This window comes from Nocardia sp. NPDC055053, from assembly GCF_053608285.1.
Window position 1 is genome coordinate 107,204 of record NZ_JBSGVD010000019.1, and the last position, 24,704, is coordinate 131,907.

At 65.3% G+C, this 24,704-nt stretch carries 23 protein-coding genes and 2 pseudogenes; 11 read left to right on the forward strand and 14 right to left on the reverse strand.

Annotation, left to right across the window (positions count from 1 at the left end):
* Window positions 1–895 precede the first annotated feature (895 nt).
* Window positions 896–1,978, forward strand: a complete 1,083-nt coding sequence (locus ACWF82_RS20895) for a saccharopine dehydrogenase (RefSeq protein ID WP_452503447.1) — start codon at window positions 896–898, stop codon at window positions 1,976–1,978.
* Window positions 1,975–2,592 (forward strand): TetR/AcrR family transcriptional regulator, encoded by a 618-nt coding sequence (locus tag ACWF82_RS20900; RefSeq protein ID WP_452503448.1) that lies wholly within the window; start codon window positions 1,975–1,977, stop codon window positions 2,590–2,592. Before ACWF82_RS20895 ends, ACWF82_RS20900 begins: the two co-directional genes overlap by 4 nt.
* 585 nt (window positions 2,593–3,177) lie before the next feature.
* Here ACWF82_RS20900 and ACWF82_RS20905 read toward each other — a convergent pair.
* From ACWF82_RS20905 to ACWF82_RS20915, 3 genes are all read right to left on the reverse strand, one after another.
* Window positions 3,178–4,062, reverse strand: a complete 885-nt coding sequence (locus tag ACWF82_RS20905; RefSeq protein WP_452503450.1) for a DUF4192 domain-containing protein — start codon at window positions 4,060–4,062, stop codon at window positions 3,178–3,180.
* Window positions 4,063–4,082: 20 nt separating this feature from the next.
* Window positions 4,083–5,441, reverse strand: a complete 1,359-nt coding sequence (locus ACWF82_RS20910) for a ParB/Srx family N-terminal domain-containing protein (protein ID WP_452503452.1) — start codon at window positions 5,439–5,441, stop codon at window positions 4,083–4,085.
* Between the two features lie 204 nt (window positions 5,442–5,645).
* Window positions 5,646–5,900, reverse strand: a complete 255-nt coding sequence (locus tag ACWF82_RS20915) for a hypothetical protein (RefSeq protein ID WP_452503454.1) — start codon at window positions 5,898–5,900, stop codon at window positions 5,646–5,648.
* Between the two features lie 280 nt (window positions 5,901–6,180).
* Here ACWF82_RS20915 and ACWF82_RS20920 point away from each other — a divergent pair, with 280 nt between their 5' ends.
* Window positions 6,181–6,864, forward strand: coding sequence for a hypothetical protein (locus tag ACWF82_RS20920; RefSeq protein ID WP_452503456.1), 684 nt, complete (start codon window positions 6,181–6,183; stop codon window positions 6,862–6,864).
* Between the two features lie 104 nt (window positions 6,865–6,968).
* Window positions 6,969–7,541 (forward strand): hypothetical protein, encoded by a 573-nt coding sequence (locus tag ACWF82_RS20925; protein WP_452503457.1) that lies wholly within the window; start codon window positions 6,969–6,971, stop codon window positions 7,539–7,541.
* 198 nt (window positions 7,542–7,739) lie between these two features.
* Here ACWF82_RS20925 and ACWF82_RS20930 read toward each other — a convergent pair whose 3' ends face one another.
* Entirely contained in the window at window positions 7,740–7,922 is a 183-nt protein-coding gene (locus ACWF82_RS20930) for a hypothetical protein (RefSeq protein WP_452503458.1), read from the reverse strand.
* 130 nt (window positions 7,923–8,052) lie between these two features.
* A pseudogene (locus tag ACWF82_RS20935) lies at window positions 8,053–8,545 on the reverse strand (histidine phosphatase family protein).
* Between the two features lie 196 nt (window positions 8,546–8,741).
* Here ACWF82_RS20935 and ACWF82_RS20940 point away from each other — a divergent pair.
* Window positions 8,742–9,200, forward strand: coding sequence for an HAD family hydrolase (locus ACWF82_RS20940; RefSeq protein ID WP_452503460.1), 459 nt, complete (start codon window positions 8,742–8,744; stop codon window positions 9,198–9,200).
* A 277-nt stretch (window positions 9,201–9,477) separates the two neighbouring features.
* Here the strand turns inward: ACWF82_RS20940 and ACWF82_RS20945 are convergent.
* The 4 genes and pseudogenes from ACWF82_RS20945 to ACWF82_RS20960 all read right to left on the reverse strand — a co-directional run.
* Window positions 9,478–9,996: pseudogene (locus ACWF82_RS20945) on the reverse strand (ATP-binding protein); the annotation flags it as partial.
* Window positions 9,997–10,208: 212 nt separating this feature from the next.
* Complete coding sequence (locus ACWF82_RS20950) at window positions 10,209–10,538, reverse strand: hypothetical protein (RefSeq protein ID WP_452503461.1); 330 nt, start codon at window positions 10,536–10,538, stop codon at window positions 10,209–10,211.
* Window positions 10,539–10,560: 22 nt separating this feature from the next.
* Window positions 10,561–10,788: a transposase gene (locus ACWF82_RS20955; protein ID WP_452503463.1), complete on the reverse strand. Its 228-nt coding sequence runs from the start codon at window positions 10,786–10,788 to the stop codon at window positions 10,561–10,563.
* 228 nt (window positions 10,789–11,016) lie between these two features.
* Window positions 11,017–11,820: an ArsR/SmtB family transcription factor gene (locus ACWF82_RS20960; protein WP_452503465.1), complete on the reverse strand. Its 804-nt coding sequence runs from the start codon at window positions 11,818–11,820 to the stop codon at window positions 11,017–11,019.
* A gap of 118 nt (window positions 11,821–11,938) precedes the next feature.
* On the opposite strand from ACWF82_RS20960, the gene ACWF82_RS20965 reads away from it, so the two are divergent.
* The 3 genes from ACWF82_RS20965 (at window position 11,939) to ACWF82_RS20975 (ending at window position 14,570) form a co-directional block, all read left to right on the forward strand.
* Window positions 11,939–13,093 carry an acyl-CoA dehydrogenase family protein gene (locus ACWF82_RS20965; RefSeq protein ID WP_452503467.1) on the forward strand — a complete coding sequence of 385 codons (1,155 nt, stop codon included), beginning with the start codon at window positions 11,939–11,941 and terminating at the stop codon, window positions 13,091–13,093.
* 18 nt (window positions 13,094–13,111) lie between these two features.
* On the forward strand, window positions 13,112–13,552 hold the full coding sequence (locus ACWF82_RS20970; RefSeq protein ID WP_452503469.1) for a thioesterase family protein: 441 nt from the start codon (window positions 13,112–13,114) through the stop codon (window positions 13,550–13,552).
* Window positions 13,553–13,649: 97 nt separating this feature from the next.
* Window positions 13,650–14,570, forward strand: a complete 921-nt coding sequence (locus tag ACWF82_RS20975) for a DMT family transporter (RefSeq protein ID WP_452503471.1) — start codon at window positions 13,650–13,652, stop codon at window positions 14,568–14,570.
* 223 nt (window positions 14,571–14,793) lie between these two features.
* Here the strand turns inward: ACWF82_RS20975 and ACWF82_RS20980 are convergent, their stop codons facing one another.
* From ACWF82_RS20980 to ACWF82_RS20995, 4 genes are all read right to left on the reverse strand, one after another.
* Entirely contained in the window at window positions 14,794–15,252 is a 459-nt protein-coding gene (locus tag ACWF82_RS20980; RefSeq protein WP_452503472.1) for a TetR family transcriptional regulator, read from the reverse strand.
* A gap of 31 nt (window positions 15,253–15,283) precedes the next feature.
* A complete protein-coding gene (locus ACWF82_RS20985) occupies window positions 15,284–15,937 on the reverse strand; it encodes a helix-turn-helix domain-containing protein (RefSeq protein ID WP_452503473.1) in 654 nt (217 codons plus the stop codon).
* A gap of 294 nt (window positions 15,938–16,231) precedes the next feature.
* Window positions 16,232–17,566 carry a lipase family protein gene (locus ACWF82_RS20990; protein ID WP_452503475.1) on the reverse strand — a complete coding sequence of 445 codons (1,335 nt, stop codon included), beginning with the start codon at window positions 17,564–17,566 and terminating at the stop codon, window positions 16,232–16,234.
* A 555-nt stretch (window positions 17,567–18,121) separates the two neighbouring features.
* Window positions 18,122–18,253: a hypothetical protein gene (locus tag ACWF82_RS20995; RefSeq protein WP_452503477.1), complete on the reverse strand. Its 132-nt coding sequence runs from the start codon at window positions 18,251–18,253 to the stop codon at window positions 18,122–18,124.
* 221 nt (window positions 18,254–18,474) lie between these two features.
* Between ACWF82_RS20995 and ACWF82_RS21000 the strand changes: the two genes are divergently transcribed.
* The 3 genes from ACWF82_RS21000 to lanKC all read left to right on the forward strand — a co-directional run bounded on the left by ACWF82_RS21000 (window position 18,475) and on the right by lanKC (window position 23,243).
* Entirely contained in the window at window positions 18,475–18,816 is a 342-nt protein-coding gene (locus ACWF82_RS21000) for a hypothetical protein (protein ID WP_452503479.1), read from the forward strand.
* Window positions 18,809–19,861, forward strand: a complete 1,053-nt coding sequence (locus ACWF82_RS21005) for an MsnO8 family LLM class oxidoreductase (protein ID WP_452503480.1) — start codon at window positions 18,809–18,811, stop codon at window positions 19,859–19,861. Before ACWF82_RS21000 ends, ACWF82_RS21005 begins: the two co-directional genes overlap by 8 nt.
* 724 nt (window positions 19,862–20,585) lie before the next feature.
* The gene (lanKC, locus tag ACWF82_RS21010) at window positions 20,586–23,243 is read left to right on the forward strand and encodes a class III lanthionine synthetase LanKC (protein ID WP_452503482.1); all 2,658 of its coding nucleotides are present in this window, start codon (window positions 20,586–20,588) and stop codon (window positions 23,241–23,243) included.
* Between the two features lie 117 nt (window positions 23,244–23,360).
* Here the strand turns inward: lanKC and ACWF82_RS21015 are convergent, their stop codons facing one another.
* Complete coding sequence (locus ACWF82_RS21015; RefSeq protein WP_452503483.1) at window positions 23,361–24,443, reverse strand: MCE family protein; 1,083 nt, start codon at window positions 24,441–24,443, stop codon at window positions 23,361–23,363.
* Window positions 24,444–24,704 lie beyond the last annotated feature (261 nt).

The following is a 24,704-nucleotide window of genomic DNA, read 5'->3' on the forward strand; positions in this document are numbered from 1 at the left end:
CGGACCAGGATATCGTCCGCCGCAGTCGCGGACTATCAGGGGACTCGATGGGTGCTGGAGGTGGTCAAGGCTGCACTATACGTGCGCCAACCCGAATCGCTGTCGGCCATGGCCGCTGCGACGGCCGAGTTCGCCGCGGCGCGTCGCTGTCGTGACGCATTGTTTCTGCGCGCGCTTCCAACCGACGGGGCGATTCCGGCGATGGTGATCAGAAAGTTTCGCATCTCATATTTCGAGATCCATCGTCTGATACCAACATTCATGAGGCCGGTACAGGTGCAGGGCCAATCGAGACCTGCTGTGAACGCGGGTCGACACGCCACACCACGATGCGTTTTGGCGAGGTAAGCCAGGCTTGTTGCTCGGGCTGGTGTCGGTCCGGTCTAGACCACGTGGCTGTGAATGGTCGCCATGCAGCCATAAATGAGAAAGGAGGATACAGCTGTGACCGCATGGGATTGCAAAGTTTGCCACACCCGCATGTACACGCGACCAGACTACAAACGAGGTTGCCACCGTGAGTGCGAGGATCGGACCGGAGCACTTTCGCTCGAAGACCTCAATGCCGTCAGCCTCTGGCTTCGCCCCCTCACTTCGCCCGATTTTCCCACGGCACCTGATATCTCAGGTGCCTGATCATGAATCGCCCCGGTGAGTCGGAGACCTACCGGTGTGACAGCCCAACAGCGTGCTGGGCTGGGTGTTGAGCGTAGTGCCCGGCCTCCATCTCCGCTCATCACGCGGCCGACAAGCTCTAGACCATCGCAAGACGCCTGAGAGCTTTCTGCGTACAACGATACGGTCCGACCCTGTAACAGGCATCGAATCAGTCATGTGCAGTGTTCTAGGTCGATTGACCTAGAAATTATAGGTTGAGTGACCTATATTGACGGATATGAGTGATGTCCTCGAACTGGACAGCGATGGTCCTGTACTGCTCGTCGGCGGTTACGGCACGGTCGGAGCCGAGGTGGCACGACTAGCCGCCTCCGCGTTCCCGATCATGCTGACCGGCCGATCGATCGAGCGTGGTCGAACGCTGGCAGATGAACTCGGTGCGGGCCTGCGGGTATGGGATCTGGGGAGCCCCGACGGGTTTCGCGCCCGAGTGCGCGCGGTGGTCGGATTGGTCAACGATCCCGATGATCGGGTGTTGCGTGCCGCGGTGACGGCGGGTATCCCGTATGTGGATATCACCCGATGGACGGCCCGGGTGCAGCGCGCGGTCGCGGTCACCGCGTTGCTGGATCCGCGTGCGCCGGTGGTGCTGTCGTCGTCGTGGATGGGTGGGGTCGTTGGTCTGGTCGCCGCGAATCTCGCGGCCGAACTCGGCGGTGTGGACACGGCCGAGGTGGCGATACGGTGGGATCTACGGGATCGGGCCGGCGCGGACTCGGTCGAGTTCATGGATCGGCTCGGGCTCGACTACGAGGTGGTGCGCGACGGGCAGCGGCACATGGTCATGCCGCTCAGCGCGGTGGAGCGGGTGGTGATCGGTGGGCACCGTACGAAGGTGGCGCTGATCGATACCCCTGAGCAGTTCACTTTTCCCTTGACGCTGGGGGCCGCGACGGCGGCCACGCGCATCGGATTCAGTTCCGCCGCTGCGACATCGGCGCTGCTGGCGGCCAAACATCTAGGTGTATTCCGGTGGGGACGCGGTGACCGCTACATCGGGATGCGTCGGGCGCTGCTGTACTCGCCCGGCGAGGGTGGAACAGCGACCGTGCGCGTCGACATCGGTCACGGTGGTGAGCATCGCACCGCCACTGTCACCGATCGGGCAGGGCAGGCGCATCTCACCGCGGTCGGTGCCCTGGCGGCTCTGCGGCGTGCGCTCGGCGCCGATGGCGGCCCGACACACTCCGGGGTGAACTTCCCCGAGTTGACGCCGGCGCCTGAATCGGTGCCTGCCTTCCTCGCCGCGCACGGGGTCGAGCTGACGATCTCCGGGCACACCGGCGCCCGGACCGCGTGAACGACGAGGCCACCGGCGGCCGCGTGGCGGGCACGGACAAGGGTGCGCGGCGCCGCGCGCAGTTACTCGACATCGCCGAAGGGATCCTCGTCCGATCCGGACACGCCGAATTGACGATGCGCGCTGTCGCCGCCGCCGCCGGGGTGCGACTGGGGCATCTGCAGTACTACTTCCGCAACCACGCCGATCTAGTCGCTGCCGTACTCGACCGAACCCTGCAACGCTCGCTGCGACGGCTCACTCCGCTGCTGGCCGCCACCGACACCGCCGTCCTCGCCGAAGACCTGCCCAGGCTGCTGTTGGCCGAACAACACGACCACGACCTGGTTCGCATCTACGCCGAACTGTGGGCGCTGGCCGGCCGCGACGACGCGGTCGCAGCGGTCGTGCAAACGTTCTACCGCACCTACGAGGCGCATGTCGCTGCCGCGATCCGCGCCAGACGTCCCGAACTGCCCGAACTGACCTGCCGGGTCAACGCGCGCGTATTCACCATTCTCATCGAGGGCGCGTCCTTGTTCCGTTCCGGTATCGCGGCCACCGCCGACGACACGACCGACCTGGCGATCATCGCCACCGCCGCCGCCCTACTCGACCCACATCCGGACCAATAATGGTCATCGCGTGGGACGAACAGTGTGACGCGTTTCAGTTCGCGTCTGCTGGCCGATCACCTCGGCCGGTTCCGCCGTCACCGCTTCGGTGACCGGTGCGTTGTTCCCCGCAGGGGTGTTGGGGACAGGTCGGCGTTCTACGCGATCTGCATAAAGCGGTGGCGATGACTATGAGCAGAGCGGCCGGTCCGAGGACGAACTTGCGGTAGCTGAGGAGCCCGACGACGGTGACAGCGAGCCGGAACATCCCTCCCAGTTGGCGGCTTGGGCAGGACAGGAGGAAGCTTTCTGGAACGCTCTGCACCTGCGTCTCTTGCTGTGACGGGTCCTGTCCGAACCGGCTCTGGCCGAGCGGTCCGACCGACCAGCGACCTACATCCGACGGCAGGTCCGGCGGTGCTCGGAACAGCTATCGGGGTAGTACTCCACGCTCGACGGCGGTGGCTCGGTTGAGCAGGGTCAGGACCCGTGTGGCCACACCGGCTCCGCTCATCAACAGCTTGAAGCTCTTCGACGACGGGGCGGGTAACATCCCCGACAGCTGGACTCCATCGATCAGGTCGTAGAGAGTCTCACCCTCGTACATCAGGTGATCGATGTTGAAGTGGTAGCGGTCGACCGCGGTGCACTGAATGAACGCACCGTTGCCTGGGTGCTGGTCAACCCGAGCATGACGTCGCGGATCACCACGTCGCGCAGCGCCGCCACGACAGTAGCCAGACACTCAAAGGCGCAGCCGAATTCACCGATGACCGCGATCTGATCCAGTACCGCTCGCGCGGCATCGTGCTGAAAGGTGGTACGGCGATCCTGCGCGACCGCGGCGGCCAGCTCGGTCCGGTAGTGCTCGACTGCCGGGTCGATGAGCGGGGCGAGCGCTGCGGCCGCATCCGTATCGACAGCGATCAGGTCGAGCAGTTCGATGCGGCTGCTGCGGATCTGGACGCCGTCGAGGATCTGGGCGAACGCGACCGGCGAGGCAGCGGGATCGTTCACAGTCCCGGCGGTATCACCGTCGAGCAGGCCGCGATAGGTCGCGCCGGCGGTGATGATCGGGACCAGCCAGGCATGGACCAGCCCCACCGTCGAGGACCGCAGCAGTTCCACGGCCAGCCTGGCGGTCGCCTCGGCGTCGGGTCGGTCGTCGACGGCTATCGCGGTTGTCGCGGTGGCGTTCTCGCGCTGGCACATTGTTTCCAGGAGGTTCATCACTTCGCCTGCATTGTCCAGATCGGTGACTGCGTCGAGGTCGAGCCGGACCACCATCTGAATTGCTCGCCGCGGCGCGGTGGTGCCGGGGGTTGGGGTGAGCAGCGCCAGCACCAGCGACTGGGTGGGAACGAACCGGAGCATCGCCGGTACCGCGGCGATCAGCTGCCCGGCGTCGTTGACCCTCACCGCCGCGAAGGCGTCGGCACCGGACGGTTGAGCGAACGAGGGCGATTCGGACTGTTCGTGATCGGCTTCCACAACAGAGCACTCCTTCGGAATCAGATTGGCAGACAGGTGCTTTCCTGCTCGTCGAACCGGCCGCGTCGGTGGCGGGCCCGTCGGGTCGTGCACGGAGCGGCCCGGCCGATCCACCTCTGACCGGGCCGCCCCTTGTGCGTTGCACGCTCATGCTGCTGCGCCGAGTCCCGGTGATGCGGTGTTGGTGTCGCCCGCCCCAGCGTCGGCATCGTCGGTGGGATCGCTCGCCAGGTCGTCTGTGTGAGCGTTCGGTTCGAGGTTGATGGTGTCGGGGTCGAGGTCTCCGGCGGTGGCGAGTTCGACATCGACCAACTCGAACCCTTCGCTTCGCCGACCTCGGCGAGGTGGTGCAGGTAGTGGGGTGCGCTGGAGCGCAGCCACCGGTGCTGGCGCCAGGAGTCCTTGCCGAGGGCGAATTTGTGAGCGGCCAGCACCAACCCGAGCACGAACCGCCACCCCTCGGTCGTGGTCCCGCTCGTGGCGCGCTCGATCAGCTCGGCGCTGGTAGTCAGCCCGAGCCGTTGCATCGCGAACGCCCGCGCCCGCGTCCCGGACAGCAGCCCGGCCTCGCGCGCCAGGGACTCGGCGACGAACTGCGCGGCACCGGCGGGCAAGGTCCGTCCCGACAGCAACCGGGCCAGGAATTCGATACGGCGGGCCTCGGCCGCGGCGCCGCGTTTGTTGAGCTCGATCACTCTGCGCCGCTCCCCGCGCCGAGCTGCCGCGGTGTGTTCCTCCTCGGCCCGCGCGAGCGCCTCTGTCGGGTCGGTACCGTCGCCGGTGAGGTCCGGGTCGGTGGTGCGACGCTGCAGCTCGGCGGGTTCGAGCTGGTCGACGGCCAGGAAATAGGTCGCCAGCCACACATCCCGGTGGATCAGGCCGTAGCGCAAGCCCACGGCGGGCGGGGTATCGCCGTCGGCGTCGAAGTCGACGGTGTCAGGGTCGATCACCTGCCCGGTGTCCTCGTCGACGACCTCGGCGTCCTCGATCCGTTCGAGCGCGACCACCCATCGGGCGGGGTCGGCCCAGATGCCGGATTCAGTCACCGCGACCTGGTCGGCGGTGACGAGGTCTTCGGCGGCGACGTAGTTGTCGTGGTCGAGGTAGACGGGGTCGGCGGTTGCGATCGCGAACCCGGCGGCAGCGTAGGGCAGGGAGGCGATCAGGGCACGGACCTGGCCGTCGAGGACGACGATCTGCCCGTCGGGGCCGCGTTCGGCCAGGATCGGGTCGCGGACCCCGAGCATGCGGATCGAGGCGACTTCCTTGAGGTGGGCGTCGAGGTTGATCTGCTCCTCGGGGCGTACGTTGTGCCCGATCACCAACTCGGCCGGGTCCATGTTCCTGGCCTCGGCGTGCGGCGGCGCAGGCACGATCACATGTCGTTGTCGTTGTCGTTCGCAGCTTCGGCCTCGGTGATGGTGTCGGACGTTTCGGTGGTGGTCTGGTCGAGGTCGATCGTGTCGACGGGTTCGATCGTGCTGGTGGGCAACGGAACTCCTCTTCGATGGGAACGGCGACGGGGCGTTCACCGGCAGTCGAGTGCGAGTGAACGCGCCGCCGCGTGCGGGGTAGGGCGACGGTCAGCGGGTGCGGCGGTTGTGGGTGACGTTGAGCGGGTGCAGTCGCAGCGTGTCGGCGTCGGTAGCGCGGTAGGTCCAGTGCCTGCCGCGCCAGCCCGGGAACTGCGCACGCCAACGCGCGATCACCGGGTCTTCACCGAGCTCGGTGATGGGCCCGGCAGTGCCGAGGTGGACGCGACGGGCGAGGTCGCTGTTGCTGATCGACTCGACCGGGTCGATGGTCGATGTATCGGTGTCGGTCGTGGTCGTTGACATGGTTCTCCTCTGGTTGCTGATGGTCGATGCAGGGCTGGGAATGTTCGACTGCGGCGGGATGCGAGCGCGTAGCACCAGAGCCGCCTGAACTCCGACACAGATCGCAAGCCGCAGCCGGGCGCGCGGTGCCCGTCGGCACGCCGGAGGCGAAGAGGTCACCATTCACGCGAATCATTGCCCAGAGTAAGGAAAATCGGTGTGTGGGAGGGCGTGCGGCGGTAATGTCGGAGGCTCTTCGGGGAAGTTCGGATCAACCTCGCAGCAGGTATGTCATCGGAACTTGGTGGGAGAGGCGATGGTTGGTAGGGCGCTGGCGTTCCTGGTCGGGGTCGGACTGGTGGTGTTCGCGCTGGCGCATGCGGTGGATCCGTTTCACCAGACGCGGGAGTATCGGCATCAGGTTGCATGTGAGAAGAGTGCAGGCAGCTGCTTCGACGAAGAGACCGTCACCATCATCGAGAAGGACACGTCCACTACGACTTCCACCCACTTCAACAGCGATGGCACCACCAGCACGACCACGACGAATCACCTTACGATCAGGTGGATGCGCGACGGGACGCAGCACTCGCACGACGTGAACGGCGAACTCTTCGCCAAGGCCCGGGAAGGTGGGCAGGCGACACTGCGGACGTGGCGGGGACAGGTCGTCGGCGTTGTCATCGACGGGCAGTCCGATTCCTACGACCCGCGTCAGACCGGGCGTCTGGGGTGGTGGCTGTGGCTGGCGTTCGTGGGGGTCGGGCTGGCGTTGGTAGGGATATTCGAGCCGGTGGGGGTGTTCATGGGGGCTTTCCGGCTGGGTGCGTGGGCTTTTGCCGGAGCTGTGCCGCTCGGAGTGTTCGTGCCGACCCTGCTCGCCAACGGGGTGGAGCCGAATTTCGGGTTCTTCGTCCTGGCAGGGGTCACGGTGTTGTTCACCGGGGCCGGGATGGCGATGCTGGTGACCTCGCTTCGCGACTGAGCCTGTCCGGAGGGAGTTCGCCCGAGCGTCGGGGCACAACCCAACTGGAGGGGGCTGCGGCCAGACAAGGACCTCGACGAGGTCGACACCCTCGTCGGACGTCGGTGACCACGCCCCGACAATCAACACCGACCGCCACGATCGCGGCTGTCGGCATCGCGATGACTTCGGTCTCCTCGTGCACGAGCGCGGGAACCGCGGTGGCGCAGCCACGGTTCGATCACGTCCCGGCCAGTTGCGCGGTCGCACTGACCCCCGTGCGGGCCGAGATCGACCAGTTCGCGGACAACCTGCGCGCCGCCGATGATCGGATCAGCACAAACCCCGATCCCGGGCTCTACGAGGGGTCGATCGGTGTGCGATGCGTCGGCATCATCTTCTCCGGTAGCACCGACACCCTGAGTCCGCTGCAGGACAACGCAACCCGCGAGACCAGTCGACACCTGTTCATCCGGTTCGTCGTCATTCCGGCCAGCGACACCGTCGCGGCCCCGGTGGAACACACCCGAGAACTCTTCGACCAGCGACGCCCCTCGGGCGCGATCGACGTGCCCGGAATAGGCGAAGGCCGCCTACGCGGTCACTACCAGTTCGCGCTATCCCGGCGGGATTGCAGGCACGATCACTGGATCGGTCGAGATTTCCTTCCGCACAAGCAATCTCATCGTCGCTGCTGACGTCGGGCGGCATCAACATCCACGACACCAGCGAACCGGTGCAGTTGCTCGCCGACCTCACACGCGATGCCGACGCGATCGGCCAGGGCCCTGGCAGCCGACATCGACACCGTGATGACCTGAGCGGGCGACCAGCCAGTGCCGTACCGGAGTCCGCGGTGCGAGGGTGGCCGGGACGTGCTCGTCCGCGGAGCTCGGCTACCTACTGAGGTGGTCGTCGAGCCACCGGTCGAATTTGTCGTCAACCTCGCGGGCCCGAGTGGCGCAGGGCCGACAGCGAGGCTGCCGATGGCGCAGGTTCTGGAACGTGAACTCGTAGACGTCCGTGGCGGGACTGGTGCGGCCGCGGACGGCGCAGATCGAGGTGGCGGTCAGCACCATGGTCGCCCCTCCTGTGTCGGGAATAGTCGGGCTGCTCGAGCAAGGCCACAGGGATTCATCAGGAGTCACGCGTCGGGCACACAAGTCCGCAGAGCGCAATGATGCGGTCGAAGGGAGCGGCGTACGAGGACTACGGTCTGGTCAGCCCGGGGCCGCCGGCCTGGAGGTGATCGTCGGTGAGATCGAGGCGATAGATCGCTGGCATCGGCATGGCCTGGCCGAATGCCCAATCCGCTTGGGTGAATCCGAACCCGACCAGGGCGCGGGCGATGAACGTTCCGTGGCTGCCGACGACAACGGTGCCGTCGCGGTGCTGGTGGGCGAGTGCGAGCAGGGCTGCGACCGCTCGGCGGCTGAGCTGGTCCAGGCTTTCCCCACCGGCGCGCCAATCTCGGCATCATCCAGCTGAGGGCATAGTGGCGGGCGTAGTCCGGGCGCGGCGCGAGCCCGGAGTCCCATTCCCGCAACTCCTCGTCTGTCCGTACAGGGAGGTCCAATGATCGCGCGAGTGGCTGCACTGTTTGCACGGCCCGCAAATCGGGACTCGACACGATCGCACGGGGCGCTAGCGCACGGAGCTCGTCGATCAGGTTGTGTGCCTGCCGGTGTCCGTCGGCGGTCAACGGGCGGGTGTAGTCGTCGGCGAATTTTGCATCACCCAGGTGGCGGCGGGTTTGCGCGTGTGCAGGTAATCGGTGTCTGGTCCGGACAGAGTCAAGGAGTCTTCACCAGCCATGCCAGCACCAATCGGAAATAGTCCGCAACGAATCCAGGCCGTCATCTTCGACTGGCGAGGCACTCTCGCTGCGACACCACCTGATGACAGCTGGGGACGAGAAGCACTGCGCCGCACCGGCCGCCGGCCAGCCTGACGGACTCGACGGGCCCGAAGTCAATACCAAATTCGCCGACGATGTCGCAACTACCCTTCGCGCCCTCGCCGAAAACGGCTGCAAGATCGGCATTCTCAGCGACATACACTTCGATCTCCGGCCGACCTTCGTCGACGCCGGGCTGCTCGACTTGATCGACACCTTCATCCTGTCCTACGAGCACGGAATCCAGAAGCCCAACCCGGCTATCTTCGAGCTGGCACCAAGCCAGCTCGCCACACGCGCGGAGCACACCCTCATGGTCGGCGACCGTCCTTCCCACGACGGCGCCGCCGCCACCCTCGGCATTCCAACCCTCCTCGTTCCCACCCTCACCGAATCCCAACAACGCCGCCTTCACCTGGTCACCGCGACCGTCAACCACGCCCACACCACGACGACCTGAGCTTGCCGTCCTGCTGGCGGGCGGTGAATGCCGCCAGCAGCGGGACAGCAAATGCACGCCGCTCTCGGCTTCGCCGAACGCGAACGTGTCGTGTACTACCGGAAATGCTGTGGCGCAGCATTGCTGGCCCAGCCGCGAACGATCCTCGGGCATCTCGTTGCGGCTGGGAGAATTTGGGTGTTGACCTGGTGACCATCGGTGAATATTGACGTCACCCAGCGGCAGCGGCTTTAGCTTGGGTGGTGCGGGCAAGCCGGTAGGAATCGGTGCCGGTCTCACCGTAGCGAGCGATCGTCTTCGTGAGTTGTTTGTCGTCGGCGGCCTCGACGAGCTCGTTGACCAGCTTCGTGGCCAGCGTGTATTTCACCCGGTGACCTTGCATGGCGGCTTCGGTTCCCAACGCGATGAGCAGGTGGGATTTGCCGGTGCCGGAGTCACCGATCAGGCAGAGCGGGAACCCCTTCTTGATCCACTCACCGTTGGCCAAGGTGTGGATCGTGGCGGGATCGATGTTGGGATCGGCATCGAAATCGAACGCTCGCAACGACTTGTCTCGCGGGAATCCCGCAGCGCGGATGCGTCGTTCGCTGCGTCGGCGGGCGCGGTCGTCGCATTCGGCGAGTAGCAGCTCGGCCAGGATTGCCCGGTAGGTCATCTGTCCGCGTGTGGCGCCCTCGGCGATCTCGTTGAACTGAGCCCGGATGGTGGGGAGCCGTAGCATGCGGCAGGCTTGGTCGACGGCGGCGTCGGCGGCTTGATCGGGCATGCCGTGGCGGCAGGGTGCGGTAATGCTCATGCTGTGGTGCTCCCTTTCGTCGTGGACGGAGTTCGGACAGGCAACTGGTCATAGGCCGCGACCGAGGGCAGCGGCCGCCGATCCGGTGGGAGCGCGGCCAGACGGCGCCGCGTCAGCGAGGAAACCGGGCCCGGTCGTCGAGCTCGACGACCGTCGGCTCAGCGGTGCAGGTCTCGCCGACTTTGGGGCTTCCTACGCGACCGCGTCGGCGGTCATCGCCCCGGCCTGCAGCGCGGCCGCGACGACGTGGTCGTGGGCAGATATCGGTGCAGCAGAAGCACTTCGATCAGCGCTCGGGTGCCGTCTCGTTCGCCGTGGGCGTGCCGGGCCGCTGACCACCACGCTTCGTGGACCGGGGTGAACTTGCCCGCGACGCGGGCCTGATCGAGCGCGGTCGCGCCCGGCAGGGCGCCGGGTTTGCGCAGCAGGTCTTCGAGGTAGTGGTCCAGATCCAGGCGTGTCTGCCCCTTGGCGGGCAGTCGTTCGTGGCGGGCAGCGACGGTGCGGCCGTCGAAGACGACGAGGTGGCTGGCGTGCAACAACACTCGGACCTGGCGGCCGCCATCATCGGCGAATCTCCACCGTCTGCCACGGTCCGAACACCTCGGGCAGGTCCCGCCACGGCACCCCGGTCCGCAACCGATCCAACATCCCCTCCACCACCAGGCGATTGTTGGAGAAGTCGCGGCCCACACGGCCATCTGATTTCGGTAGCAGCAGCTCGAGCAGTTCCCACTGGTTGTCCGTCAGAACCTGATGCCGATCACCGACAGTCGCCGCCGCGGCGGACATGATGCCCGACCCAGCTATCTATCGGACAGGAACCGCAAACCCGATTGGGAGACATAGCCCAGGGAGCGTGACACGCGGAGCCGCGGGCCGGTGTCCATGGCGCCGCCTCCACACCGGCCCGAAGCCGCCAAAATTCGCGGTCGTGCCACGGCGCGGTGCACACCGCCGGGATCGGCTGCTTAGACGCGGTGGCCGCTACAATCCCATCTCGCGGCCTGCCCAGCAGCATCATCGATCACGAAGTCCGGCTGGAGCATTTGGCCCGAATCCGTCTGCGCCCAGCAGAGGCTCCAACTCGGAGTGCCCGCTGGGGGTGATGTGTAGGGCGCGGGTATCGGGGAGGCGGATGAGCCAGCCGCGGTCGACGAACGATGTCATTATTGCGGCGCCGAGTGCGCCGCCGAGGTGGTCGTCTTTCTGAGTCCAGTCCCGGCAGGCGAATGCGAAGCGGCGGCGGCCGGGAGGTAGGGCGGTCATGCCGACACTCAGGGTTATCAGCGCGTCCTCAGCACCTTCGCCAAGCTGTAGATCACTACTGCCCCGTGTTTCTGGTTCTACGGCATGGCGGGCAAGAAGCCACCGGTACGTGGACACTCCCAACCGGCCGGCTAGATGGTCGTAGCAGGAACGCGCCTCGTGCAGTGACGGCAGACCACCTGCCGGATCGTTCTGTGGCACGGCAAGATTCACCGCGGGTTGCGGGACATCCACCGCCCGATGCAGCGCCTGCAGCACGGTGGCCATATGCGGTGAGGCCAGACGGTAGATGGCGTTACGGCCGTCGCGCTCGACCGTAACGAGATGAGATTTGCGAAGGCGTGCAAGGTGATTCGACAGCAACGGACCACTGATGCCGAGCGCGAGCAGTAGCTCGCCGAACGACGTCGGTCCCTCGCCGAGCAGATGCGTCACTATCCGCACCCTCACAGGAGAACTCAGTGCAGCGGCCAGCGTAGCGACACCGTCTGTCCCCGACTCCTCCGCGCTTCCGTTTCCAGCTTCCGGCACCCGGACCATCTCGCCACCATTCATGCTTCACTGATCAATAGAATGACTATTGTCACACATGCGTTGCCTACCTAGCGAGGGCTGCATGACTCCTGTCATCATAAAACTTCATTGATCTTTGAACGAAAACTAGGGGGGATTTATGCCAGACGACTTCTGGTCAAAGGTAGGGGTGCTGCGCGAGCAGGTCCGTGCCGATCTCCAGGTGCTTGGCGTCACCTCGGACAAGCGCATCGAGGACGTCAAGAGGCTGCTGGAATCCCTGGGCTGGACCGGGGCCGGTTTCGCTGCTCACTGGGGAGGCCGAGGCATGGGAACGCTGGCGCGTGTCGTGGCGATCGAGGAGGCGGCGCTGCTGAATCCAGCGCTGGGTGCTTCTTTGTCGGCCGCGTCGCTGGGCACCGGGCTACTTGTGGAGTTCGGCGATTCCGCCCAACGTGCGCGGTGGTTGCCCTCGCTGGCCGCCGGTGCAGATGTGATGACCATCTGCATGACCGAACCCGACTCCGGTTCTCATCTGCTGGGTATGGGAACCATCGCACGGCGATCGGGCGATGGCTGGGTGCTCAACGGCCGCAAGTGGTTCATCGGCAACTCGCACATCGCCACCCTGCACGGGGTTATCGCCCGGACCGGATCCCCGCAGAATTCCCGGGCTCTGAGCGCGTTCGTGGTCGAGACCACCAGGCCTGGCTGCGCGGCCGGAGTCGAGCACGATCTTGCCGGGCTACCAGGGTTCAGTATCGGCGAGATCGTATTCGAGGACTGCTGGATCCCGTCGGAGAATCTGGTCGGTGCCCCCGGGCAGGGCCTGACCATGGCGCACACGGTCGTTACCAGGCACGGCAAAGCCAATATCGGCGCCGTTGCGCTCGGCATCGCCGCCGCAGCGCTCGAAAGAGCCCAGAACTACGTCACATCCCGCAACCTGTACGGCAGGGCGATCGCGGACCTGGACAGCGTCCAGGCCCGCCTTTCCGACATGTACGCAGCCCTCTATACCGCCCGTCTAACCCTCTATCACGCCGCAGCCATGCTGGATGCAGGCGTAGAGCACGACGTGGGGCTGATCGTCGGCAAGCTCCTGGCCAGCGACACGGCCGTCCGTTCGGCCATCGCGGCGACGGAGCTGATGGGAGCTCGAGGCAACGACCAGACCTTCGGGGTGGTCCAGCTACTGCAGGACGCCCTTATGACTCAGGCTCCCTCCGGAACCGCGGACGTCAACCGCAAACGCCTGGCCGAGCTGGCCCTGGGCACCTACACGGCCACCACCACCGACCTGCTCGCTTCCTGACCCGCGAAGGGAATTCTCATGCACGAGGTTCTGTCGATCGGAGACATCCAGCGCCTGCACTACACCGTGCCCGCCAACAAGACGGTCCCGCACCTGTATCCAGAGTCTGAGGACTATCGCATAATGCCCGAAGTGTTCGCTACCGGATTCATGGTGGGGCTGCTGGAGTGGTGCGCGATCCTGGCACTACGCCCCGTCCTGGAGGAGGGAGAGGGGAGCCTGGGCACCCGAGTGGACATACGTCACAGCGCTCCAACACCTCCCGGCGCCCGGCTCACCGTCATCGCCCGGTGCATTCTCATCGACGGCAACTACATCGAATGGGAAGTCGAAGCCCGCGACGACGAGGGCGACATCGCGGCCAGCGGTATTCATGGCCGCAACGTGATCACCACCGACCGGTTCCTGCGCCGCGTGGCTCAGAAGTCCGAGCGGCTCGCAGTGGCCGCGGCGCAGTGACCAGGTCCGCACCCGCAGGGCCCCTGGGCGCGCCGCACACCATTGCGACGTGATAGATCCAGCACGGGGACGATCGGCGTCCACGACGGTGACAATTGTGATCGCGGTGGCCTGGGCTTTGCTGTGGGCTACCGCGTTCGTCGCCACCAAAGTCGCCCTGCGCGACGCGTCACCCGAACTCGTCGTCGGCGCACGCTGCGTGCTGGCGGGCCTGTTGCTCACCGCCGCCCGCCAGCAGCATCTACGCCGGCTAGGTGGGCGCCGATTGTCCAAGCTGGCCGCGCTCGGCCTGTTGAACAACACCGGCTACCTCGGCATCATGGGTTTTGCCCTGCATCATCTCTCCGCAGGAATGGCCGCCATCCTCTCCTCGTGCACCCCGCTTCTGGTGTTACTGGGATCGGCCGCGGCCCGAACGCGTCGGCTCACGCTCCTACACCTGCTCGGGGTGGTACTCGCCTTCGGCGGCGTGGCCCTGTCCGCGCTGGACCGCATGGGCGGGGCGGACGTCACACCGGTGGGCGTGGCGTGGGGCGCGGTGAGCGTGCTGTGCTTGGCAGTGGGAACCCTGCTCACTCCCCGCCTCGTCGCGGATACCGACATCTACGCGGCCACAGGCTGGCAGGCCCTCGTCGGCGGTCTGCCACTACTGCTATTCGCCGTTGTCGTACATCCCACCGTGAACTTCTCCGGTCGGCTTCTGGCGATGACGCTGTTCCTGGGGCTTGGAGCGTCTCTCGTCGGAATGTCGCTGTGGCTCATACTGATCCAGCGTGCCGGCCCGGCGCAGGCAAGCATCGCACAATTCCTTCCCCCTATTTTCGGCGTCGGCGTCGGCGCGGTATTCCTTGCCGAACCGGTCACTGCCCGCGAAGCACTGGCGGTGGTGCCGATAGCAATTGGCATCCTGCTCACCACCCGCGCACCGAACAGGCGAGAGACAACATGTCGTAGGAGATGTCGCAGGCCTCGGCCATCCGGGTCAACCCGGGGTTGGTGGAGTGCGCCGACAGCCTGACCCGACGGCATGTGTCATTTGCCAGAGCCACGATGCGGTGACCCAACTGTCGATCCGACCTGGACTCCGATCGCTCGACACGAATCCTGTGGCGGGAGTGCGCGGACGGCTGAACGACCCACACTGAGCATCTGCCCCTCAATAGTGCTGAAAGCCGCTCGATCTCATTAAACAGTGGTGAACCCGTTCCTCGCTCCTCCCTACAAACTCGGCATAGCTTTTGTCAGGGAACGAACGGGGAGTGAAATGACGGAGATATCCCGAAATTGTGCACGCCGTTGGGGGAGTCGCGGCATCGAGTACTGGCTTCGAACCCCACGGTATCGAGACACTGACCGCCGGGAGCTGATCTCGCTCGGGCATAGGACTTGAGCAAACCCGGGCTCCGCTCCCACGGCTCGAATATGTAGCGCTGCACTCGCATGAGGGCTTGCGCCAAGGTATCTCCTCGGCAGGACGGCGCGGATTGGGAGTAGATGTTCGTCGACACCCAGTCGCTGAGTGCGGCGAGAATCAATTCTTCCCTGCTGGGGTAGCGGTTATAGATGGTTCGCAGGGAGACGCGCGCGATGCGCGCCACACCTCGCAATTGGAGCGCATCGTAGCCATCGGACTCGAGTAGCGCGCACACCGCGGTCAGCGATCCGGGTCGTGACGGCATCGTCTTCAGGTCCAGGTCCATCGGTCGAACAAGGATACGAGCTGACGGATACTCACGGGATCTGGCAGCGGTCATCTTCCGAGTGAGTGTTGTTGATGGCATGAGCTATCCGTGCCATTCCCAGCCGCCACAGGTCGGTGGCGGACCGGGGATTCAGCCTGGTCAAGAGTTCGATGTGATCGAGCCTGTCGTCCAGGGTCCGGCTGTTCACACTCAGTTCGACTGCTGTTGCTACCGGGTCGGCGTTGTTCGCGATGTAGCTGGTAAGCGTCTGGTCCAAGATTTGGTCGGTGCCGAGCAAGTCGATGGTCGCCACGAGGAGATCGTGCGCACGGCCGGGACGTGAGAGCTGGTACTCCAGCGCCAGGTCGCGGAAACGATAGACCCCGGCGGCTTTGTCCAGCCATATCGCCACCGTGAGTAGTTCTCGGGCATGAGAGCTCGCGCTGTCGTGGTCTGATGGCGTCGCGGTGACAACGGTGGCGAGGAGATCTGTTCCGATGGTCTCGGCGGCGGCGCCGATCAGGTCGTCGAGTTGTTCCTCGACGACGGTTGCCTGGGGGATCAGGGCGGTGTCGTAGAAGGCAATTCGCTGTGGTGCTGCAGCCGCACCGAATCGATCGACGGCGACTCGGTGCAGCGCGTTGTGTACCTCACTCATGGTTGTGCTCGCACCCAACGGTTTTGCTGCGATGACATGGGACATACTCGCGCGGAACTCCTCTGCACGGCAGCTCCCAGCGTCGGGCTGCTCGCCGAGTTCCCGGAAGGGCCCACTTGTACTCCCACCCGTGCCATGCATGTTCGGTCTCCTTTTCGAACAGAGGCCGTGGCTGTTCGCCGGTACCCGGCTGCTGTTGTGCGCGAACGGGTTCGGCGGCAACGTGCCGCGGCTCAATCAAGATGCATAGTGGCGGCCCATGACTTCCAGAGGAACCGGCGGAGCGGGAGCGGTGTTGCCGCTCCGCCAGGCTGCTGTTTCGGGGCGTGGTTGTGGTCGTCAGTCGATGGTGCAGCCCGAGATCGGGACATCGTTCAAGCGGTCCACGAGGTAGCTGACCGCGCTGTTGGTGCCGAACCCGTCGAGCAGTTCGGGGCCGAAGTGGTTGGGAATGGTCGCTTTCGGCAGGATCGGCGGCAGGTCGTTGGTGCGGAAGGTGACCGTCGCGCCGTTGTCACACCAATCGGTCGCCAGCTGACGTGCTTGCCCGTAGGGCACCGTGTCGTCGTTGATACCACTGGTGACAAGGACAGGGCTGGTCGGTGTGAGACTGCCGATACGCTGCTGCGCGAGGATGTCCGATACCGCTGGAACCTCGCGAAGATGCTCGGCCAGGGTCCGCTGGTCGACGGTGAAGGAATTGGTCCGCAGGAACGGATGCCGCAGGATCACATCGGCGATGCACTGATTCGAGAGTTCCCCGAGCAGTGCCTTACCTCCGGCAGTCGTCCGTGCGTCCAGTTCCGGCTTCAGTTCGGGATAGCGTTCGAGGAACCCGTTGAGCGCGAACCCGATAGCTCCACCGATCAAGGTTCCTTCGATGTGGCCCAGGATCACGCCGAGGTCTGCGGTCGGAGCACCGACCCATGTCCCTTTCAGGTTCAACTCCGGCGCGTAGTGGGGCTGCATCTCCGCCGCCCCGCCGCTGGCGCCGCCGCCCTGCGAATACCCCCAGAACGCCAACGGAGTGTCGTCCCCGCTACCGGAGAGTGCGTTGGCGGCCCGGGCTCCGTCGAGGATCGCGTGCGCTTCCTCGATGCGATTGGCGTAGGTGTGTATTCCCGGGGTGCCCATGCCGATGTAGTCGGGCACGAATACTCGCGCACCCAGCGAATTCCATGCCAGTGCGGCGAGGGCTTCCTGGTTGGCCGACAGGGTGGGTGGGGTCAGGCTCAGGTACATGCCGGCAGTGAACGCGCGCGACAGTGCGCACTGATCACCTTGGCCCGTGGTGCCCGGCGCGATGATCACTGTCGGTCGTGGACCGGACCCGCGCCAGGGTTGTGTGGCGTCGATGAACGTCCCTGTCGCGGCGACCGGGGTGTCGTCTTGTGTCCGCGTGGTGTACATGACCGTCTTGGCTGTCAGCGGCCACTGCCCGCCTTGGCTGGGTTGGGCCAAGAACACCGGCAGGTCGCTGGTCTTGATCAGCGCACCGGGGCTTGTATCGAAATGCGCTGGGGGAAGATAGAAATCATCGGGCGGCGCCGCCGACACGACTCCCGCGCCAGCGGAGGCGAGTGCCGCGCTCAGGCATGCTGCTGTGGCTCCGGCGAGGAGTCGGTGGATTGCTCGCTGTAGTCGCCGCGTTGTTGGCGCGAGTTCGTTCGACATCGTTGTCTTTCTGCTGTGGAACCGGCTGCGGATGCGCACGCCGACTTGTGGAAGCGGTGAGCCGACCCTCGTCAAGGCAAGGCTGAAGAGCTGTGTCGGCGATATGTACCGATATCGCCGAATGCCTCCCACCTTTCGGTAACACGGTTACCGCTGATCGTGGACGACTCTATCAGCGTCTTGTGGGAGCTGGAAGCATGATTGCGGCCCGCGCGCAGTCCTACGGCCCTGGTGCTGGAACAACGGGAGTCCTGCGTAGGCATCATCGTGATGTGGCGACTCGCTACGCTCGTCCGCCGCACGGAAGGATGTCGGACTCACCCCAATTGACTGGAGGGTCGGAGCCCCGCTGGTCGAACAGCCACCGCCGGTTATGACGCCACCGCCGTCGCATGAGCGTCGGGGTGTTACTCAGAACAGCGCATAGCCGGAAGCTATTGCGTCGCAATGCTTGACTATGCATCATCGGGTGCCTGCCGACCGGTGCAGTTCAGGACCCGGCCCCACGTGCGGGCAGCCTTCCAGACTGCCCGCACCACGGCGTGAAACGTTGGATCAGGACAACGCCGACCGCCTGCGGATCCTTCTGCTCTCGGTGAGGTCGAACTGGACCCGCTGGTTGTCGTCGATCTCACCGAGCCGCTCCGGATCGACGGCGGTGCTGTTGACCCAGCACGATCGCCGCATTGCGTGACCACATCGCAGAAATCGGCGATCTGGGCACCGTAGGGCGCTTCGATTCGGGCGAATTCCAATCCAGGCCGTGCCACCAACTCATCCGGAGTCGGGCATTGGACCAGGGTGCCTGGGCGGCCGAACAGGAACCCGCTGCCGACTATGCCGGGGCGTTGCGTGACAACAACGTTGGGCTTTTCGTTGATAGCGATTAGCACAACACATTCGCCGAGATGCACGTTGAACTCGAGATAGACTTCCTCTTGAGTCAGCCCACCGCCACGGCGGGCACCGCACTCGCCGAAGGTCAGTTCGTCGGCCTGCGGGTCATAGAACAGCTCCGGATAGCGGGGACCCTCAGGCCGCTGCTGTGGGGGTGCGTGGTCGGCCCCAGCATTGTTGGCGTTCGCTGCGGATGCGGGCGTGTTGCTGGGCGCCTTGTCACGCCGACCTGCAATAATCAACAGCGCAAGTCCGCCAGAACCGGTGAATCACCCCTTGACGTCGCCGCATGCAAAATCGAGGCTAATTCGGATATCGGGATAGGCAGCCAAGAGGAGGCAGACGTTGCCTGACTTTCCGGGACTGTCGGTGCTGGAGACCACCCCCATCAACCACGGTGACAACCTGGCGGTGGCGCTGCAAGCCAGCGTCGAGGTCGCCCGCCTGGCCGAGCGTCTAGGCTTCGCGCGTATCTGGGTGACCGAGTACCACGCCAGCCACGACAGCGGATGTGCCACACCGGCGGTGTTCATCGCCCGCCTGGCTTCGGCGACCGATACCATCACCATCGGTGCCGGCGGGGTGATGCTGCTCAACCACCCGCCGCTGATCGTCGCCGAGGAGTTTCGCATGCTCGCCGGGCTGTTCGCGGGCCGTGTGGATCTCGGGATCGGGCGCGGGGTGGGCACCGAGGAGGTGGCCATCCCAGCGCTGCGCCGCAGCGGCACCGACGATGCGGCCTATCTGGAGCAGATCGATGAACTCAGCTGCTTCCTGCACGGTGACTTCCCGTCCGGTCACCGGTTCGCGCAGGTCAGCATGCCCCAGACCGACGCATTTCCGGCGATCTTCATCCTGAGCGCCAGCGAGGAAAGCGCCCTGCACGCCGCGCGGCTGGGTCGCCCGCTGGCGTTCGCGCACTACCAGAACGCCCAGCGCAGCGCGGCGGCGATCGCCGCATATCGGAGTGCATTCACGCCCTCGGCGTGGTGCGCTGCTCCCTACGTCATCGCCTCGGTGAAGGTGGTCGGCCGCGACACCGACGCGGCGGCCCGCGATGCCGCCACAATGACGACGCTGCTGCGGTTACGCAAGGCCGCGGTGAGCCGCGGCGGGCTCGATGTCGACGATGCGGTGCTGCTCGACCCCGCGATGTCGGAACTGGAACAGCAGTTGGTGCAGCGGCAGCTGGAGCTCGGGGCGGCCGTGGTGGGCGGTCCGGAGGGCATTCGCGATGGTATATCGCGGCTGGCCGCTGCCCTCGACGTCGACGAGATCATGATCGTGCCTACCGAATACGACGGCAGAGGGCGGTTGGCCACGCTATACGCCGTCGCGGCCGCGCGTCATTTGTGCGAGCCCACGAATATCGGTGCGGAAATTGACGCCAATTATTGATGATAGGCGACACCCCGTCGAGAGTATGCTCTTCTCAGCGGGTGCGCGATCTAGATCGTGGTTGGCGCCCGGGCCGCATGCCGCGCCACAATTTCGCCGCGCACGCTATGGAGCGATATCGATTCTGAATTCAACTGCCAGCGGAGAGGATCGATCATGGCCAGAGGTGAGGAAGCAGTCACAGCCGAGCCCGCGTCGGTGCTCGAATTGCAGCGCATGGTCCTGGAGAGGGCTCTGGCGAACCTCGACCTGGATGCCGCGCAAAGCTGCACGTCATGCAACAGCCACAGCTGTAATCGGCCCGAAGAGGTCTAGCGACAGCCAATCTGAATCGCACATGTTCGATGCCAGAGGAGAGGAACGATCATGGCCAGAGGTGAGGAAGCAGTCACAGCCAAGCCCGCGTCGGTACTCGAATTGCAGCGCATGAGCCTCGAGAGGGCTCTGGCGAACCTCGACCTGGATGCCGCGCAAAGCTGCACGTCATGCAACAGCCACAGCTGCAATTTCCGGCCCGAAGAGGTCTAGCGACAGCCAACCTGGGAGCACACATGTCCGACGAGGTGACCAAACCCGACGCGCCCACCGTTCGGCAGCTGCAGCGCCTGGTAAGGGTGCTCCTTGGATTTCGATGCGGTGCAAAGCTGTTCGTCGTGCAATACGAACAGCTGCAACCGGCTACATTTCCAAGAGGTCGTGACTGCCTCACGCACCTCGGCGCGTGATGCACGCGTGGGAGGTGCTGGACAACTTCCGGCAGTTTCATTCCCGCTGGTTCGAGTCCGTTGACGCCTATAGCCCGGGCGACGAACACGCGTCGGTGTTTCGCGATGTGTTCGACCAGCGATGGGCGCTGACCCGTGTCGGGATGTGGTATGTGGGGGAGCCGCCCGGCGCCGAGATGCCTGACCAGGGCTGGAAGCTGCATATCAGCGTGCCGACGAGGGCGACCACCGAGGCGCTGCGACGCGTGTTCCCTGTGCTGCGTGACGAAGGCGTGACGTTCAAATTCGTCGTCGACCAGCGGATTACGGCAATGGTCAACGGCAAGGTGTGGCCCAGGGGGTCGGCCGGCAAGTTCATGGCCATCTATCCGGAGAATCTCGACCAATTCCACCGGCTCGGTGGCCAGTTGAGTGCGAGGCTCGTCGGTTTCGCCGGGCCCTATATCCTGTCCGACCGGCGGTGGCCCGGCTCCTGCAGCGTGTTCTACCGCTACGGCGGATTCCGCGCCACGTCGGTGTTGCAACTCGACGGGATGCGCAGCCTCACTATCGTCACTCCCGACGGTGGGCAGATCCCCGACCGGCGGACACCGTACTGGGATCCGCCCGGCTGGGCGCCCGACCCGCTGAACGGCTCGGCCGAATCCCCGCAGTCGGCTGGCGTGGTCCTCGGTGACCGCTTCGCGGTCACCTCGGCGCTCGCGTTCTCCAGCCGCGGCGGAGTCTATCTGGCCGACGACAGGAGCACCAGCGACACCGTCGTGATCAAAGAAGCCCGGCCAAATGTCGAAATCGGTACGGCCGCAGCCGATGCGGTGGACGTGCTGGCCAAGGAACACCGTCTGCTGCGGCGGTTGCGCGACACGGGATACTACCCGCGGCCCGTCGAATTCTTCACCGAATGGGAGCACAGCTATCTGGCCGAGGAGTTCGTCGCAGCCGATCACCTCGGCGTGTTCACCATCCGTAGAAACCCGCTCTACTGGGGTGATCCCAGCCGGTCGGCGCTCCAGGAGTACTTCGCCACCATGCGCGGATTGTGGGTGAAGCTGGCGCAGGCGATCGGCAGCGCACACGAGCACGGCATCGTGCTGGGGGACCTGTCCTTCACCAACGTGCTTGTCGACGAGACCGGGACCTTGAAGATCATCGACCTCGATGCCGCCGCCGAAGAGGGAGTCGACATCGACGTGGGGCTGTTCACTCCCGGTGTCAGCGGCCGGCGCGCCGGCGGCGGCAGGGGCGGCGACTTTGCGGCGCTGGGCGCCATCGTGTTCGGCAGCGTGGTACTGGTCAACGGCATCACCGGATTTCATCCGCCGGCGCGGGCCGGATTCCTCGCGGACCTGCGCCGCGATATCGGGCTGTCAGACGATTTCATCAATGTGATAACCGATCTCGACGATGTGGCGGCCACGACGCGCGCCAGCGATATCGCCGACCGTCTCGCCACCGTGCGCGTGCTCGCTCGCCGCACCCGGCCGCGGGCCGGCTCTTGGCTGCGCGCCGAGATCGCAGCCACCGTGTCCGGTGTCGCCGAGTACGCCCGCTGCACCGCCACCCCTGATCGCACCGACCGGCTATTTCCCGCGGACCTCAACGTCTTTCGGACCAACCCGCAATGCGTCGCGTTCGGTGCGGCAGGTGTGCTGTACGCCCTGCGCATCATCGACGGCACGGTGCCAGCCGCGCTGCGCGACTGGCTGCTCGCCCGTCCCGTCGGTCCCCGCAGCCACCCGCCCGGCCTGTATGTGGGCCAGGCCGGCATTGCGTGGGTGCTGGCCGAAATGGACTGCCTCGACGAAGCCACCGCGGTGCTGCGCTCGGCTGCGGAGCACCCGCTGCTGCGGCAGTCGCACGATATCTTCTACGGCGCGGCCGGTTACGGTATGGCGTGCCTGAAGCTGTGGGCGCTGGGCGCCGGTGAGGAGTTCCTGGACCAGGCGCTGGCCATGGGCGAGCACGTCGAGAGCCGGGCTCGGCAGGAGGGTGACACGCTGTGCTGGCCGGGTGAGGACGGTTCCGTGCGCCTGGGCTACGCGCACGGCGGCAGCGGTGTGGCGCTCTTTGCGCTGTACCTGTCCACCGCTACCGGCGACCGGCGGTGGCTGGAGTTCGGTCGCCGCGCACTTGACACCGAGCTCGCACAGGCGGCCTTCCGCGACGGCCGGGTGGTCGGATTCCCCGAGTTGATGACCGCCGATCCCGCTGGCGCGCCGCTGCTCAAGAGCTACTGGGATGCCGGGTCTGCCGGTGTGCTCGGGGTCGTCGTCCGCTACCTGGCGGTGCAGCCCGACGACGCGCTGGCAGCTTGGGTACCGTTGCTGCGCGCCGACGTCGCCCGTAAGTATGTGGTCTTTCCGCAACTGTTCCATGGATTGGCGGGACTGGGCAACGCGCTCCTGGATACCTGGGAATTCGCCGGTTGCGTCGAGGCGCTACGGCTGGCGCACACTGTGGCCGAGGGTGTGCTGCTGTTCCGCATCGACCGCGACGAGGGCGCCGCGTTCCCCGGTGAGCAGGCGCTGCGCGAAAGTGCGGACTACGGCACGGGAGCGGCCGGTGTCGGACTGTTCTTGCACCGCTTGCTCGCTGCGGACCAGGGGAAGCGCTCGGGCAGTTTCAATTTCGTCGTCGATGAGCTGCTTGCACGTTGAGCGCAGACATATCTCCACAGTGGCAGCGCCGATAGCCATGTATTGCTGATGGCTGCGGGCAGATCGTCACGACAGCGGTGGCTTGACCTGTGATCAGTCGATTGCGATCGAGGTCCGCTACTTCGTCAGCCCCAACAGCGCGGCGGTGAGCCCGTAGTCGGGGCCGAAGTCCTGCATGTTCCCGGAGCGGCAGCCATCCGCGCGCATCTGGATCCGCTCGCAGAACACGCTGATGATCTCACCCGACAGCGCTGGACCGATCAGTGCGTGGGTGCGGAAATAGCGCCCGTCCTTGTCCATGGTTCTGTCGATGTTCTGCATCAGCAGTGGCACGATGTCGACGAGTTCGATCATGGCGCCGGAGTTGGCACGCAGCTGGTTGGTGACATTGGTCAAACCGGTCAGCGAGCCCGACAGCTCGTCGGCGTGCTCGCCAAAGGTGGTCGAGGTGTTGGCCAGGAACGTGTTGAGCTGGTCGAGGGTGGCTTGCAGGCCGGGCGCTTGCTCGGCCAGCAGCGCGTTCATCTGAGTCATCCGGTTGCTGAAGTCACGCACCGACTGGTCGTTGTCGGCCAGCATCGTCGTCAGCTCGTTGAGCTTGATGATGATGTTGGAGATGGCGTCCTTGTTGTCGACACCGACCTTCAACGCCGAGGACAGGGCGTCGAGGGTTTCGCGGATCTTCTGGCCGTTGCCGTTGAGGACCGGGTAGAGCACCCGGCCCGAGAGTGGACCGAGGCCTTCCTGACCCGGCTCCGGCTCGAGCGAGGCGGAGAACTGGTCGATGGTCTTGATCATCGTGTCCAGCTCGACCGGGGTGCGGGTGCGTGCTTTAGGCAGGTGCTCACCGGTTTTCATCGCTTCGCCGCCGGTGAAGGGCGGGGTGATCTCGATGTGGCGGTCGGTCACGATAGAGGGCGAGATGATCGCGGCGATGGCTTCTTTGGGGATCTTGACCCCGCCGTCGATGGTCATGTGGACCTCGACGTAGGTGCCCTTGGGCACGATCTTGTCGACCTTGCCTACGGCCAGGCCCAGGACCATGACGTCGTTGCCCTCGTACATGCCCGCGATGTTCTCGAAATCGGCGGTGACCTTGGTGGCAGGAGTCGGCACAGGCGAACAGCCGCTGAGCGCAACAGCGGTCAGTCCGACCGCTACGCACAGCCATCGGAACCTGGTCCTGTTTCTGGCCACCATGAGCGGGTCCCCTTCGAACACGAGAAGTGATGAGATGATCACAAATGATAGATGTCTGGATGTCTTATGGTGATGAGTTCATCAAATTTGATCCTGAACTCGCCCAGCGTGGCGCCGCGGGGATGATTCGCGCCACTCGCGCCGGCCGCGTTGTTGCATCTTCTGGATGAATGCGTCAGTATTGATGAAATGGTCATATCGGATCCGATGGTGCGAACTCGGTGGATCGGTGACCGGACAGCCTGCTCAGTGGACCGCTTT